This is a genomic window from Streptomyces litmocidini (assembly GCF_014649755.1).
In the GTDB taxonomy this organism is placed as follows: Bacteria; Actinomycetota; Actinomycetes; order Streptomycetales; family Streptomycetaceae; genus Streptomyces; species Streptomyces litmocidini.
In genome coordinates this window covers 17,003-31,149 of sequence record NZ_BMTQ01000009.1, presented here as the reverse complement: position 1 = coordinate 31,149, position 14,147 = coordinate 17,003, and the positions used below count along the sequence as shown (strand labels likewise).

Below are 14,147 nucleotides of genomic sequence, written 5' to 3'. Positions count from 1 at the left end.
TGGCGCATCGTGCCTCTAACTAAAGATTCAGTCAATATGTGACACTGCTGGTTCAGACCACTCAAGAGGGGGATCGCATGTCGACGGACCGCCGAAGGGCCATCCTGGAAGGTGCCGCCCGAGTCATAGCCAGGCGAGGGGTGCGCGGGCTGCGCATGGAAGAGCTGGCGACCGAGGCCGGGGTCTCCACCGCGCTGATCTACTACCACTTCAAGGACCGCGCCGGCGTCCTGCGCCACACGCTGGAGTTCATCAGCGACCGGGCCGACCGCTACACGTCCGACGACGAGGACGGCGGCGCGCACGACGCCCGTCGAGAGCTGGAACGGTCCCTGCTCCTCGAGTTCCAGGACCTGCCCGAAGTCCGCGAGAACAGCACGGCGTGGGGCGAACTGCGCGCCAGCGCGGTCTTCGAACCCGAGCTGCGCGGAGACCTGGCCAGGGCCACCCTGACCTGGATCCACGATGTCGCGGACCTCCTGGGCCGCATCCGGCCCACCGCGCCCGCCCCGGCCCTCACGGCATCCGCCGAGCGGCTGACCGCCCTCCTCGAAGGGCTCAGCACGCGATGGCTGAGCGGCGCCCTGCCACTGGCCCACGCCCGCGAGCTGGCGAAGGAGGCGGTCACCGTGGAACTCGAGCGGCTGAGGGACTGAGGGCGAGTGCCCGGCGTCTGCGGCAAGGGCCACTCCGTGCGACACCACGGCGCCCTCCCCCGGCAAGGAATTTGACTGAATATTCAGCCAGTGTCACAGTGGGCGACACGAAAGCCGTGTGCATCCTTGCGGTACCGGCGATTCCCGGAGCAGCACGTGCACCCTGTTCACGGGCACGGGCCGCGATCCACGCGTTTCTCCCCTCGCTGACGCCCCTCCCTCCGCCGGATCCCTGGTCCCGCAAGCCCACGATCGGAGACCCCATGTCCACTCTCCCCTCCCGCCGCTCGGCCCTGCGCGTTCTCGCCGGAGCCGGCGCCCTCGCCTTCGGCGCCTCGGCCTGCGGCCCCGGCGACCCCGGCCCCTCGGCGGGCTCCTCCACCGCGGGGCAGGACGCACCGACGGACGCGGAGCGCCGGATGCCCGCCGAGTGGGAGAGCCACGCCCGCACCTTCATGTCGTGGCCCGCGCTGGAGTCCGTCTGGGAGGACGACCTCCCCTACGTGCGACAGGACATCGCACGGGTCGCACGGGCCGTCTCGGAGTACGAGTACGTCGTGATGATGGCCCGGCCGGAACAGCTCGCCGGCGCCCAGAAGGCCTGCGGATCCGGTGTCGAGGTCATCCCGCTCCCGGTCGACGACCTGTGGGCCCGCGACACCGTCCCCGTCTTCGTCGAGGAGGGCGGGAAGGTCGAAGGGGTCGACTTCAACTTCAACGGCTGGGGCGGCAAGCAGACGCACGACAACGACGCCCGGGTCGGCCGGCTCCTGCTGCGGAAGTACGGGATCCCCCGCGTCCAGGCACCTCTCGTCGCCGAGGGCGGCTCCTTCGAGACGGACGGCGAGGGGACCCTCCTGATCACCGAGAGCTCGATCGTCAACGACAACCGCAACCGGGGCAAGTCCCGCGACCGGATCGAGGCCGAGCTCAAGGAGCTGCTCGGCATGGAGAAGGTGATCTGGCTGAAGGGCGTGCGCGGCGAGGACATCACCGACGCCCATGTCGACAGCCTCGTGCGGTTCACGGCGCCCGGGGTGATCCTGCTCGACCGGGCGTTCCCGGGGATGCCCGCCGACTCCTGGTCGCGTTCCTCGGACCAGGCCATGTCCGTGCTGGGCGAGGCGACCGACGCGCGGGGCCGCGACTTCGAGATCATCGACCTCCCGCAGCCCGACCCCGACCTGGTCACCGGCTACACCGACGACTTCCTGTCGACGTACGCCAACTTCTACATCGGCAACGACGCGCTGTACATGCCCAAGTTCGGCGACAGGAAGGCCGACGACCGGGCGCGGGGCATCCTGCAGGAGCAGTTCCCCAAGCGGGAGATCGTGCAGTTGAACATCGACACCATCGCCACGGGCGGCGGCGGGATCCACTGCGCCACCCACGACCAGCCCGGCAAGCCGGTCGCGTGACCGATCCACAGGGGCCTGCCGTGTCCTGCCCCGACGCCACGGGCCGAGCCGGGGCGGACCCTTCCCGGCCGTACCGGCCTGCTTCCTGATCGCGGCCGTCATCGCCCTCGGTACGTCGCTCCGGTTCGGCGAACGCCGAACCCCGGACAAGGTGGCTGACCTGCCGGCGCCGCCTGAACTCCCGAGGGAAGTTCAAGACAGGCACGGCCGACGTCGACGGCCCGCTGGCCGGCCTCAGGCCGGCTTGCGCCACACGGAGACGTGCTTCGCGGAGTCCTGGGTGAACGGAGACCCGTCCCAGTCCGCAACGCGACGTTCCAGTTCGAGCCCGGCGATCCGTGCCATCAGGTCGAGCTCGGCCGGCCAGGCGTACCGGTGCCGGGAGTTCTCGCGGCGGTAGCGGCCGTCGTCGCCGTCGCGGGTGAAGTGGTGCGAGACGAGCATCTGCTCGACCAGGTCGAAGGTGTCGAAGCCGAGATGCCGCTGGGAGACGTCGAACGGCACCGCGACCTGGCCGGGCGGCAGGAGCCGCAGCGGCGGCACACCCAGCTCGATGACGAACCGCCCTCCGGGCTCCAGATGCCGTGCGGCGTTGCGGAAGCACTCGACCTGCTCGTCCTGCGTGAGCAGGTTCGTGATGGTGTTGTAGACGAGGTAGACCAGGGCGAACCCGCCGGGAACGACGGTGGTGGCCATGTCCCCGATGACTACCGGGAGGGCGTCCTCGTCGACCTTGCGCCGCAGCACCGCCGCCATGTGCTCGGACAGTTCGACGCCCACCACCGGCACGCCGCGTTCCCGGAGCGGGACTCCCACCCGTCCGGTTCCGATGGCGAACTCCAGCGCCCGGCCGTCTCCGGCGAGCTCGGCCAGGAAGGCGAGGGTCGGTCCGAGAACGGCAGCCGAGGACGCTTCGGCCTCCTCGGCGTCGTAGCGGTCGGCGGTCGCACGGGTCCACAGTTCACTGCTCGTCACGGGCGGCCACTGTGCCGAATGCCGAGGGGTGCTGTCGACGCATTTACGTTCTCCGCGCCTCATCGCGCACCGATCGACCGCATCGCTGCTGACCAGCCCTTCCCTTCCGGCAAACACAAAAAGCACGGCATGAACGTGCAAGTCCTGGACGACCCGGCAGGGAAACTGCTGTGGGCCTCACCTGCGCTGCCCAGAGCCGTTCACGACCTTCGTGCGGTCCGCGAGCACGACATCCTCGGCTCTCTGGCCGAGGCCGGCATCCGCTGCTGGACCGACAAGGGATACCAAGGAGCAGGCGGAACCGTCCGTGTGCCGTATCGCGGTCGAGGGGAGAAGCTCTCCACGGGTCAGCAGGCGGCCGACCGGGCCCATGCCGAAATCCGGGCACTGGGCGAGCAGGCCATGGCCACACTCAAGACCCGGCGACTGTTGCGCAAGCTGCGATGCAGCACCACCCGCACCACCCTCACCACCAGCCTCGTGCAGGCGTCCTCACCTTCCACATGACCTGCTCGAACCGAGGTTGAAAAAGGCTCAAGGAAGTACCGGCAGTCCTCCAGATCCACCTGGCCCCGGCCACCTGCGCGACCCACGAGACGCCCGGCGTGAAGAGGTGGCTGCTGTCTCCCCCGCGGTTCCACCTGCGCTTCACGCCGACCAGCGCGTCCTGGCTGAACCTGGTGGAGCGGCGGTTCGCCGAGCTGACCCAGAAGAAGCTCAAGCCTGGTGTCCAGCGCTCCGTCCAGGCACTTGAACGCGACATCCGGGCCTGGCTCACCGACTGGGACGACCACCCCAGGCCGTTCGTCCGGACGAAGGCAGCCTTCGTCTGGACGAAGACAGCCGACGAGATCCTCGACAAAGTCGCCGCCTCCTGCCGACGGATCCCCGACTCAGGCCAGCGCCGGTGGGGCGGCGGATCGTCGAGCGGTTGAGCGAGGCGATCGCGCCCGAGGTGCGGGTGATCGACGATGTGTCGTTCCCCCGGTCCGGCACCGCTTCGGCGGGGGTGGCCCGGCAGTGCTGCGGAGCGTTGGGCGAGCGGGCGAACCGCCGGGTCGCGGTCAGCGTGCACGCGGCCACCGACACCGCGTCCTGCCCGCTGGAGTGGGAGTTGTTCCTGCCCGAGGAACGGGCGGACGACGAGGAACGGGCGGACGACGAGGAACGGCGACGGAGAGCCGGGATCCCCGACGGGATCGGGCACGTCTCCACGCCCCGGCCGGCTCTCGGGCTGCCGGTCCGGCCCCTGACCTCGTTCACCACCCCGGACACGGTCTTCGAAGAGGTCTTCTGGCGAAACGGCGGCAAAGGCCCGATGACCTCGCGGTTCGCTGTGATCGAGGTCCGGCCGAACGGGCTCGCCGACTGCGGAGCTTCACCCGCCGGCGCGTACGGCGCCGAGACCGGCCCGCCGCCGCATCCTGCGCCGCGCCACCGTGGCGCCTGACGGCCCGTCATCCAAGTCGGCGAGAGGCCGGCATCCAGCTGACCGGACCTGCTCGCACACGAGCACACCCTGGAAGCACACCCGCCGACCGCGCGACTGCGGGAGGGGCTGCGACACGCCCCCTCCCGCAGTCGCGCCGGCAGCTGCAGACGCGGCCGGGCATCCCCCGCCCCCACCTCGGCTCGGCAGGGAAAACCCGGGTCAGCGGTGTGCGGGGTTCTTGCGCGGCGCGATCCGGGCGTTGGGCAGGGCGGGGGCGGGGAGGCGGTCGCCGGGGTAGCCGGCGACCTCGCCGAAGCGGTCGGAGACCTTCTCCCACTCCTCGCGGGCCTCGGCGACGTCCTCGTGGCTGCGGCCGATGAAGTTCCACCACATCACGATCTCCTCCTCGAACGGCGTTCCGCCGAGGAGGACCGCGCGGGCGGGGGCGTCCGACTCGTTGGTCAGGGTGAGCGTCCCGGCTCCGGTGGGGGCGTATCCCAGTTCGGCCGGGCGCAGAAGCGTTCCGGCCATGCGGATCTCCCCGGTGTCGACGAGCAGGCCGTGTTCGAAGCCGGGGTCGACGGGGAGGGTGACGGTCGCACCCGGGTCGACGAGGAGTTCGGCGCCGAGCAGCGGGGTGAAGGTGCGCACCGGGGAGGTCGAGCCGGCGAGCGACCCGAGGAAGACCCTTACGTCCGCGCCGTCGACGCGGACCGTTCCGGGGGCGTGGTGCTGGAAGTCCCGGGCGGTGTTCCGGTGTTCCTCGGGGAGGGCCACCCACAGCTGGACGCCGTGCAGGACGGTGGTGCGGGGGGTGGAGACCTCAGAGTGGCTGATGCCGTACCCGCCGGTCATGAGGTTCAGCTCCCCCGGCCGTACGTACGCGTGGCTGCCGAGGCTGTCGCGGTGCTCGATCTCGCCGCTGAACAGCCAGCTCACGGTCTGCAGTCCGATGTGCGGGTGCGGGGCGACGTCCATGCCGCCCGACTCGGCGACGTCGTCGGGGCCGTAGTGGTCGGCGAAGCACCAGGCGCCGATCAGCGTCCGCGCGCGCTGCGGGAGCGTGCGCCGTACGGTCATCGCCCGGGGGCCGCCCAGCGGGACGTCCCGCGCGGTCAGTACCTCGATCTCCGCGATGCTCATGTCTGGCCCCTTCGAGAAAGCCGCCGGGTAGTTTCATTTTAAACAATCATGGATGATGATAGCCCCTGCGACGGTGACACGCACCGTTCGCGGACGAGGCCGGCCCGGCCCGGAAGGAGCGCACGGTGAGCGACACGGCAGGAGTCCCGGCGGACAGGCGGATCTACGTCGACAAGCAGAGCCCCAAGGCCTACCACGCGCTGGTCCAGACGGCGGACGCCGTGCGCGCGACGGCCGCCGAGGCGGGGCTCGACCGCATCCTGGTGGAGCTGGTCAACCTCCGCGTGTCCCAGCTCAACGGCTGCGCGTACTGCCTCGACGTGCACACCAGGGCCGCCCTGCGCGCGGGCGAGACGACCCGCCGTCTGGGAGTGCTCCCCGCCTGGCGCGACACCGAGCTCTTCACGGACCGGGAGCGCGCCGCCCTGGCCCTCGCGGAGGCCACCACCGCCCCCTCCGACTCCCTCGCCCGGGAGCGCGCCTTCGACGGCGCCCGCCGGGTGCTGGGCGACGAGGAGATCTCGGCGGTGATCTGGGTCGCGATCACCATCAACGCCTTCAACCGGGTCTCGATCCTGAGCGGGCACCCCGTACGGGAGAACCCCGCCGCGCCCTGATCCGGGGGCGGGCACGGCGAAGGCCCGGTGCCGTCGGGGCACCGGACCTTCGGAGGAGTTCGGTCGTGTCGGTCAGGCGGAGACGGGGAGCAGCCCGGCCACCGGTGCCGCCTGGTCGGTGAGCTGGTGCAGCTGCCCCAGCTCGTTCAGCCGGTCGAGGCCGTTCAGCTGGCCGGCGATGCCCGGGAACCGCCCGCGGGACTCCTCGGGGATGCCGGTCATGGTGAGTTCGTCGAGCTCGCTGATCGGATTGATCTTGGGCCCCAGAGGTCCGGTGGCTTCGGCGGCGGTCGCGGCGGACGCCGCGGAGGCGCCGAGGCACGAGAAGGCGGCGGCGACGGCGAGGATCGAGGAGATGCGTCGTGTTGAGGTCACACCCTCACAACGGACCGGCCCGCCGCCGGTCACGGCTCGCCCCCCGCTCTCACCGTTCCCGCCGTCCTCACCGCCCGAACGGGGGCCCCTCCGCGCCGGGGCTCAAGGGCGCGTGCGGACGGGGAAGCTGAAGGTGTGTCCGTTCTCCTTGAGCCACGGCAGCACCTGCCGCAGGGCCGCGACGGTCTGGCCGCGGTCGCCGCCGCCGTCGTGGAAGAGGATCGTCGGCCCGTTCGACAGCTCGTTCTTGACGGTGTTGACGATCGAGGCCGTGCCCGGCTGCTCGAAGTCCTTCGTGTCCACGTTCCAGCCGAGCGGCCGCATCCCCGCCGCGGCGGCGAGCCGCCGGCTGTCCGGGGTGAACGCTCCGCCCGGCGCCCGGTAGTACTCGACCTCCGCTCCCCCGGCCGCGTCCTCGATCATCTTCTTCGCGTCGAAGATCTCCTGCTTCTGGTACGCGACGGACTTCTTGTCCATCGTCGTGTCGTGGGACACGGTGTGGTCGCAGAGCCGGTGGCCCTCCGCCACGACCCTCTTGACGATGTCGGGATGGTCCTTGGCCATCGGACCGACCATGCAGAACACGGCCTTGACGCCGTTCTCCCTGAGGATGTCCAGCATCTGCGGCGTCCAGCGCGGGTCGGGCCCGTCGTCGATGGTGATGTTCACCGCCGAGCCCCCCGCCTCGGCCGCGTGCGCGATGCTCTCGGGCACCTTCTGCGGCCGCACCCGGTCCGGCTGCCCCGCGGACCCCTGCGAGGCCGGTGCCTTCCCCATCCCCACGGCGGTCTCGTTGTCCATCAGTGCCGCGGCGCCCCACACCGCCAGGCTCAGTCCGACCGCCGAAGCCACCACGGCTATGTGCGCGGTGTACTTGCCCTGCCCCATGGAAATCCCCCACTCCCCGTTTTCCGATCATCTCCCTGGTGAGAGGACGGTAAGGGGAGCCGCAAGGTTTCACCGAATCCCGACCAACTGACGGGACCCGCGGGGGGGCCGGACCGCGCGGGGCGCTGACCGCCGCTCAGCTCGCGGCGAGCGGAAGGTGGTAGAGCGCGAACGCCCGGCCGATGACGGGCTGGGCCACGTTGCGCACGCGTACCCCGCCGGCCGTCATGCCGTGTTCGGTGCCGAGGTGGGCGTGGCCGTGCACCGCGAGGTCGGCACCGGCCTCGTCGATGGCCTCGGCGAGGAGGTAACTGCCCAGGAAGGGATAGATCTCGACCGGCTCGCCGGCGAGCGTGTCGGGGACGGGCGCGAAGTGGGTGAGGGCGATCCTGGCCGCGCAGCCGTCGGCCGACATGTCGGCCAGCGCCCGGTGCAGGCTCTCGGCGCCGCGGCGGGCGGTACGGACGAAGTCCTTCATCTCGCGCTCGCCGAACTCCCCGGCACTGCGGCCCGCGAAGCCCCCGCAGAAGCCCTTCGCCCCGGCGACGCCGACCTTGCGGCCCGCCACCGGCAGGACCACCCGGTCCCCCTCCAGGACCGTGACCCCGGCATCGGTGAGGACCCGGGTGACGTCGGCCTCCCGCTCCGAGTGGTAGTCGTGGTTGCCGAGCACGGCGACCACCGGGACGCCGAGGTCGCGCACCTCCTCCGCGACGACCTCCGCCTCCGGGACGGTGCCGTGCCGGGTGAGGTCGCCGGCGAGGAGGAGCACGTCCGCGCAGAGCGGCAGGGTCTCGAAGGAGGGACGCAGCAGGCCCCGGCAGTCCGGGCTCAGGTGGATGTCGCCCACGGCGGCCACCCTGACGAAGGCTCCGTCCCGCTCGGCGCCGGGGGTCACGACAGTTCCTCGGGACGGTCGGGAGGGTCGGCGCGGGCGACCAGGAGGTCCGCGTGGACGGGAATGCCGGCCAGTTCGGTGCTCGCGAGGCGGAGGATCTCGTCGCGGCGGTCGGCCGTGGGGAGGGTGCCCGTCAGGAGGATGCTCGCGCCGCGCACCTCGACGCGGACGCCGAGTTCGGCCACGTCCTCGCGCGCGAGGCGCTCCCTGAAGCGGGCGATCCGGTACTCGCTCTCGCCGCCGTTCACCGTCGTCCTCCGTCCTGGTTCCGCGCCGGCGCCCCGGGCCGCAGCCGGTAGGGGGTGGCGTACCGGCCGAGCGCGAACCACAGCGTCACGGCGCCGACGGCGACCCCGGCGGTCGGCGCGCCGCCGAGGACCACGTTCAGGATGAGCAGGAGGACGCAGGCGACGGTCAGGGCGAGGAGGACCGTGCCGCAGACCACGAGCCGCCCGGCGGCGCTCGCCGCCTCCTCCTTCAGCCGCAGCCCGGAGGGACAGCGGTGGAGGGAGACCGGGGCGATCAGGGCGGCGGTCGAGGAGGCGGCGAGGACGACGGTGACGACGTACGGGCCGCGGTCGAAGCCGTCCAGGTCGCGGAAGCCGGCCGTGAAGGCGAGGCCGAACAGGAGGCCGGACAGGATCCGCACGCCGGTCCGGGCGACCCGCGTCTCCCGGAGGACCTCCTGCCACCGTCCGTCGCCCCGCTCCCGGGCGCCTTCCGGTTGTCCGTCGAGCCGCTCCCCGGTGCCCTCCGGGGGACGTGGCGCCCGGGGCCGGAGCGCCGCCTCCGCCTCCACGGCGCGCCACTCGGCCTCCGTCAGGCGTCTCGTCACGGCCATGACGTCCTCCTCGGCTCGGCGCGTCCGCCCCGTTATGCGAGGTGCGGTGCCCGGAGGGCGGCCGCGCAAACCTCCCGGTCAGACCGGCCGGAGAGCGATCCGGAAGCCGCTGCGCGGTGCGGTGGGGACCCGCCGGAGGGGGATCCGCAGGTCCTGCGGGGGCACCGACCACTCCTGCCGGGCCAGGGCGCCCGACAGGGCCGCGAGGACGGCGACGGTGACGTCCTCGCCGGGGCAGCGATGGCCGGTACGGGCGTCGCCGCCGCCCTGCGGGATCAGGGCGTCCGGGTCCGGGGGCCGGGAGAGGAAGCGCTCGGGGTCGAAGCGGTACGGGTCCGGCCAGAGGGCCGGGTCGTGGTTCTGGCCGTACACGTCGAGCAGGACGAGCGCGCCCTCCGGGATCCGCTCCCCGTGCCACTCCAGGTCGCGGGCGGCGAGGCCGCCGACGAACGGCACGAAGGGGTAGAAGCGGCGGACCTCGTGGGCGAAGGCCGTCGCGTAGGCGCCGGATCCGTCCTCACGGAGGCGCTTGCGGGTGTCGGGCCACCGGTGCAGCGCGTGTCCGGCGAACGCCACGAACCAGGCGACGGCGATCGTCGGACGGGCGATGTTCAGGAGCTCCACGGCAGCGGTGTGCGGGTCGAGCGGAGCCCCGTCGGCCCCTCGGTGCCGGACGACGGCCCCGAACGGCGTGTCCTCGGCGGACACCGCCGTCGCCCTCGCCTTCCCGACCGCGTCGGCGAGGAGGGCCTCCTGGCGGGAGCGGGCGCGGCGGGCCCGCGGATGGCGCGGGCCCGGGGTGGCGAAGCCGTCGACCATGGCGACGCAGTCCCGCGCCAGGTCGCGGACCTGCGTGTCGTCGTACGGCAGCCCGGCCCAGTCGCGGACGGCCCGCGCGAGCACGAGTGCCGCCTCGTCGAAGAGCACGACCTCGCTCCGGGCGGGGGCGGCGAACACCGCCCGCCAGGCGGCCCGGGCGTGCTCGACGAGGGAGGCGACGGCCGCCGGATCGGTCAGCCGGGCGACGAAGAGCGCCTTGCGGGCGCGGTGCTCGGCGCCGTCCAGGGTGTGGACGGCGCCCCGGCCGAAGAGCGTGTCGAGCACCGGTCCCGGCAGGGCGCCGGCGCGGCGCACATGGCGCTCGTCGTAGAAGAAGCGCACCGCCTCGGGCCCGTGCAGGGCGACGGCGGTCCGGCCGAGCAGCCGGGTCCGGACGGCCGCGCCGTTCCCCGCCCGGCGGCGCGCGTCGGGCAGCCAGGCGTACCCCTGGAGCAGCAGGGCGGCGGTGCGGTCCTCCGTCAGGTCCTCGATCAGTCGGATCATGCCCCGTCCGGTACCCCCGCCGACGCGGGGGCACGCGCGCGTACGGCCGAGTGGCGGCACGTGCGCGTGGGGCCGGGCGGAGGCACGTGCGCGTGGGGCCGGACGGAGGCTCCGGACGCGCGCGTACGCGGAGAAGGGGCCGGTCATGGCCGGGGAGTACGCGGTCGGAGGCCCCGGCCGCGGACGCGGGACGGGCGGGGCGCGGCTGCGGGCGGGGCGCGGCTGCGGCGTCCCCCATCCGGAGGCCCCGGACGCGCGCGTACGCGTGGAGGTCTCAGCCGCCCAGGGAGCGGGTGGCCGGGCCCTGGAGGAGCGTGCCGTCGGAGGCGAAGCGCGAGCCGTGGCAGGGGCACTCCCAGGTCTGCTCGACCTCGTCGAAGCCGAGTTCGCAGCCCATGTGGGTACAGCGCCGGCCGCTGCGCAGACCGCTCGCGAAGCGGCGGGCCACGGCGGCCTGCCGACGGGCGATCCCGGGGAGTTCGCGGGCGGGGAGCCGGCGGCGCGGGTCGAAGAGCTCCGTCCAGGGCGGGCACGGGCCGCCCGTCAGCTGCGCGGCGAGGAGACGGCCCGCGGCGACGCCGTTGCTGAGGCCCCAGCCGCCGAATCCGGTGGCGACGTACACGTGCTGGGTGTCGGGGTGCTCGTGGCCGACGCACGGAAGCCCGTCGGTGGTGTGGACGTCCTGGGCCGACCACCGGCGGACCGTCGGCGCCTCGGCGAAGCCCGGCAGCCGGGCGCGCGCCCAGGCCTCCAGGCGCTCGTACCGGCCGGTCACGCGCCCGACGCCGGGGGTGAACGGTTCGCCCGTGACGATCAGCAGCCGCCGCCCCTCGCCGAGCGGGGCGGGGCGGTCCGCACCGACCGGGTGCCGTGCTCGTCGGTCAGGTACATGCCGTACGGGGCGTGGCGTTCCTCCACGGGGGCCGCGACGACCAGCTCGCGGCGCACGGAGAGCCGGACGAGGAGGGTGGTGTGGCAGCGCAGCGGGAAATGGGTGGCGAGGACGACGTCCCGGGCGTGCACCGTGCCGCCGCCCTCCAGGGCGAGGCGGCAGTCGACGCCCTCCCGCAGGCCGGTGACCCGGGTGTCCTCGTGGAGACGGCCGCCGAGGGCGACCAGGTCGTCCGCCAGGGCCAGCAGGAAGCGGCGGGGGTGGAACTGCACCTGGTCCTCGACCCGGACGGCCGCGGCGACCGGGTACGGCAGATCCGTGCCGGTCACCGCCGTGGCCCGGAGGCCCGCCCCGGCGGCGGCCGCCGCCTCCGCCCGGATCGTCCCGGCGCGCGCCTCGTCGAGGGTGTACGTGTACGCCGGCCGGCGCTCGACCTCCGCGTCGACGCCCCGCTCCCCGCAGAAGCGCAGCACCTGTCGCAGGGCGTCCTCCTGGGCCGCGGCGTACGCCGCGGCCGCCGCCTCCCCCCGGTCCGCGCGCAGGCGCTCGTAGCACAGGCCGTGCAGGGAGGTCAGCTTGCCGGTGGTGCGTCCGGTGACCCCGGCCGCGATCCGGCCCGCTTCGAGGACGACGACCTCGCGCCCGGCACGGGCCAGCTCGCGGGCGGTGCACAGCCCGACGACCCCGGCCCCCACCACGACCGCGTCGGCCGCGAGGTCGCCCTCCAGGGGCGGTCGGGCGGTGGCGGGCGGCGCCGACTCCATCCAGTACGAACGCGCGGACATGATGGCTCCTCTCGGCCGTCGCCCCGCGGGGCGACTACCCGGGGCCGACGCCCGCAGTCGGGCGGGCGGCCCGACCGGCGGGACGGACCGCTCTGCGCCCGGTGGACCGAGCGCCTCGTACCTCGTGCCCGGCGGGCCGAGGACATCTCCGGAGCCTGCGGGGGACGGAGTTCGCCGGGCGGGCGGGGGGCGGCGTTCGCCGGGCCTTGCGGGGGGCGTCCGACGGACCGGGCGGGGAAAGAAGCGTGACGGCCCGTGCCGGGGCGGCGCTCGCCGGGTCGGCGCTCGCCGGGGCGGGCGGGGACGGGGTCCGCCAGGACGCGCGGGGCGGGGTCAGGGCGGACGGGGCGAGGCGGGGCCAAGGCGGACGGCGCGAGGCCCGCCAGGACGGCGCCGCCCCTCGGTCGTCGGGGGCGGCGCCGTCCGTTTTCGCCGGGGGGTCAGGTGCTCCAGCGCAGGACCGCGCCGAGGCCGCCGGCCGGGCCCCTCACCTCCTCGGGGACGACGAGGACCTCCGAGTCCGCGGCCACGCAGGCGCGCAGCAGCGCGTCGTCGGCACGCGCCTCCTTCGGCCGGCCGAACCCCCAGTTCCTGGCCTCGGTACGGCCCAGGGCGATGTCGTACGCGCCGGGGCCGACCCAGACCGAACGGCCCGCGTCGGCGGCGTCGAGGCCGAGCAGCAGGGTGGCCACCCTGTGCTCGCGCACGGCCTCCAGCACCGCCGGAACGCCTTCGGCCGCCGGGCCGGGAGCGCCGTCCACGGACCCCGCGCGGTGCTCACCGGGACGTCCCCGCGCCTTGCGGAAATCGTCGAGGGCGCCACGGATCCGCTCCCGTGCGTACCGGGAACGCTCCTCCTCGATCTCCCGGTCGAGGGCCTCGGTGGACGCTCCGGGCGCCCGGCTGCCGTGGTCCACCTCGACGGTGTGGCTCCGCAGGTGCTGGGGAAGCCGGTCACGCACCGCCTTCCGCTCGCGGGCGTCCCCGGCCAGGACCAGCAGGGAGCCGTCCTGCGGGCAGCGCCGGACGAGTTCGGCGGCGATGATGTCGGCGGTCTCCTCCCAGGCGTTCTCGACCTTGTTGTTGTAGTGCCATTCGTACCGGTCGGCGGGGAGGCCGCGGTGGCCGCGGCCCTGCCACGTCTTCCCCTCCGCGTGGCCCACGTCCTGCACCCCGAGGGGGCCGCGCAGTTCGAGGTCGGCGCCGTTGCGGTCGATGAGGGCCACGTGGCAGGCCGGTTCGTCGCCCCGCAGGTGCAGGAGCGGCGCGATGTGCGGGAGGCCCGACCAGGTCGCCTCGACGCCGGCCGGAGCCCTCGTCAGGGGGAGGTCGAGCACGACCTCCCCCGCCTCGGCGAAGAGGGCTCGGCCGGGGGGAGCCCCCGAGACCGGCTCGTCGCGGAGCCGTTCGGCGACCGCGCGGACGGTGGCCGGATCCGCACCGTCGTCGACGAGCTGCCGGGCGACGGCGCGGTCACGCAGTCTCTGGATCTGCGCCGCGTCCTCGGTCTCCCGGCTCGTCTCGACGAAGACGGAGGCCCAGGGGCCGGGGCGTTCCAGGAGTGGTTTGAGGAAGTCGAGGTCCATGGTGTCCCCCAGGGGGTGGGAAGCGGTCGCGGAAGGCGGTCGGCTGTCGCTGCTCCGTTCCCGGCCTTGTTCGGGCTCGTCGACGGGCGGCCGGGAGTCGTGCCGCTCCTCCACGCGGGTGGGACGGCCGGACCCGGCCCGGTCCCCGGCCTCCTTCCTGCGCTCGTCGTCGAGGCGGGGGGCGGACTCGCTGCTGCCACGGTCGGGGGTGTCCACGAGTGCTCCTCCCGGGGACGGGACGGGTCGTACGACTCCTCTGCGGCGGCTGCCCATCGCCTCGACGGGCAAACGGCGCGGTGCGGGCCGGCGGGCGGC

Annotated in this window: 12 protein-coding genes and 4 pseudogenes; 6 read left to right on the top strand and 10 right to left on the bottom strand. The window is 73.7% G+C overall.

Going from position 1 to position 14,147, the window contains the following annotated elements; translation table 11 throughout:
* The first annotated feature begins 77 nt into the window (after positions 1–77).
* A complete protein-coding gene (locus IE180_RS20290; protein ID WP_190158326.1) occupies positions 78–656 on the top strand; it encodes a TetR/AcrR family transcriptional regulator in 579 nt (192 codons plus the stop codon).
* Between the two features lie 263 nt (positions 657–919).
* On the top strand, positions 920–2,077 hold the full coding sequence (locus IE180_RS20285; RefSeq protein ID WP_190158325.1) for an agmatine deiminase family protein: 1,158 nt from the start codon (positions 920–922) through the stop codon (positions 2,075–2,077).
* Positions 2,078–2,311: 234 nt separating this feature from the next.
* Here IE180_RS20285 and IE180_RS20280 read toward each other — a convergent pair whose 3' ends face one another.
* On the bottom strand, positions 2,312–3,052 hold the full coding sequence (locus IE180_RS20280; RefSeq protein ID WP_190158324.1) for a class I SAM-dependent DNA methyltransferase: 741 nt from the start codon (positions 3,050–3,052) through the stop codon (positions 2,312–2,314).
* Positions 3,053–3,121: 69 nt separating this feature from the next.
* Here IE180_RS20280 and IE180_RS20275 point away from each other — a divergent pair.
* The 3 pseudogenes from IE180_RS20275 to IE180_RS20270 form a co-directional block, all read left to right on the top strand.
* Positions 3,122–3,579 (top strand): annotated as a pseudogene (locus IE180_RS20275) (transposase family protein); the annotation flags it as partial.
* Between the two features lie 12 nt (positions 3,580–3,591).
* A pseudogene (locus IE180_RS36570) lies at positions 3,592–3,987 on the top strand (hypothetical protein); the annotation flags it as partial.
* Positions 3,927–4,412: pseudogene (locus tag IE180_RS20270) on the top strand (transposase); the annotation flags it as partial. The pseudogenes IE180_RS36570 and IE180_RS20270, both read left to right, overlap by 61 nt.
* Before the next feature lie 291 nt (positions 4,413–4,703).
* Here the strand turns inward: IE180_RS20270 and IE180_RS20265 are convergent.
* Positions 4,704–5,627: a pirin family protein gene (locus IE180_RS20265; RefSeq protein ID WP_190158323.1), complete on the bottom strand. Its 924-nt coding sequence runs from the start codon at positions 5,625–5,627 to the stop codon at positions 4,704–4,706.
* 125 nt (positions 5,628–5,752) lie between these two features.
* Here IE180_RS20265 and IE180_RS20260 point away from each other — a divergent pair, with 125 nt between their 5' ends.
* Complete coding sequence (locus IE180_RS20260) at positions 5,753–6,244, top strand: carboxymuconolactone decarboxylase family protein (protein ID WP_190158322.1); 492 nt, start codon at positions 5,753–5,755, stop codon at positions 6,242–6,244.
* Between the two features lie 72 nt (positions 6,245–6,316).
* Here IE180_RS20260 and IE180_RS20255 read toward each other — a convergent pair whose 3' ends face one another.
* The 8 genes and pseudogenes from IE180_RS20255 to IE180_RS20220 form a co-directional block, all read right to left on the bottom strand.
* On the bottom strand, positions 6,317–6,619 hold the full coding sequence (locus tag IE180_RS20255; protein ID WP_190158321.1) for a hypothetical protein: 303 nt from the start codon (positions 6,617–6,619) through the stop codon (positions 6,317–6,319).
* 102 nt (positions 6,620–6,721) lie between these two features.
* Positions 6,722–7,507 carry a polysaccharide deacetylase family protein gene (locus IE180_RS20250; RefSeq protein WP_190158320.1) on the bottom strand — a complete coding sequence of 262 codons (786 nt, stop codon included), beginning with the start codon at positions 7,505–7,507 and terminating at the stop codon, positions 6,722–6,724.
* A 136-nt stretch (positions 7,508–7,643) separates the two neighbouring features.
* Positions 7,644–8,405: a metallophosphoesterase family protein gene (locus IE180_RS20245; RefSeq protein ID WP_190158319.1), complete on the bottom strand. Its 762-nt coding sequence runs from the start codon at positions 8,403–8,405 to the stop codon at positions 7,644–7,646.
* Positions 8,402–8,653 carry a hypothetical protein gene (locus IE180_RS20240; RefSeq protein WP_190158318.1) on the bottom strand — a complete coding sequence of 84 codons (252 nt, stop codon included), beginning with the start codon at positions 8,651–8,653 and terminating at the stop codon, positions 8,402–8,404. Before IE180_RS20240 ends, IE180_RS20245 begins: the two co-directional genes overlap by 4 nt.
* On the bottom strand, positions 8,650–9,246 hold the full coding sequence (locus tag IE180_RS20235) for a DUF6328 family protein (protein WP_190158317.1): 597 nt from the start codon (positions 9,244–9,246) through the stop codon (positions 8,650–8,652). The genes IE180_RS20240 and IE180_RS20235 overlap by 4 nt, the downstream gene beginning before the upstream one ends.
* Positions 9,247–9,324: 78 nt before the next feature.
* The gene (locus tag IE180_RS20230; protein ID WP_190158316.1) at positions 9,325–10,569 is read right to left on the bottom strand and encodes a cytochrome P450; all 1,245 of its coding nucleotides are present in this window, start codon (positions 10,567–10,569) and stop codon (positions 9,325–9,327) included.
* 283 nt (positions 10,570–10,852) lie between these two features.
* Positions 10,853–12,246: pseudogene (locus tag IE180_RS20225) on the bottom strand (FAD-dependent oxidoreductase); the annotation flags it as partial.
* A gap of 440 nt (positions 12,247–12,686) precedes the next feature.
* Positions 12,687–14,048 (bottom strand): baeRF2 domain-containing protein, encoded by a 1,362-nt coding sequence (locus IE180_RS20220; RefSeq protein ID WP_229860668.1) that lies wholly within the window; start codon positions 14,046–14,048, stop codon positions 12,687–12,689.
* Between the last annotated feature and the right edge of the window lie 99 nt (positions 14,049–14,147).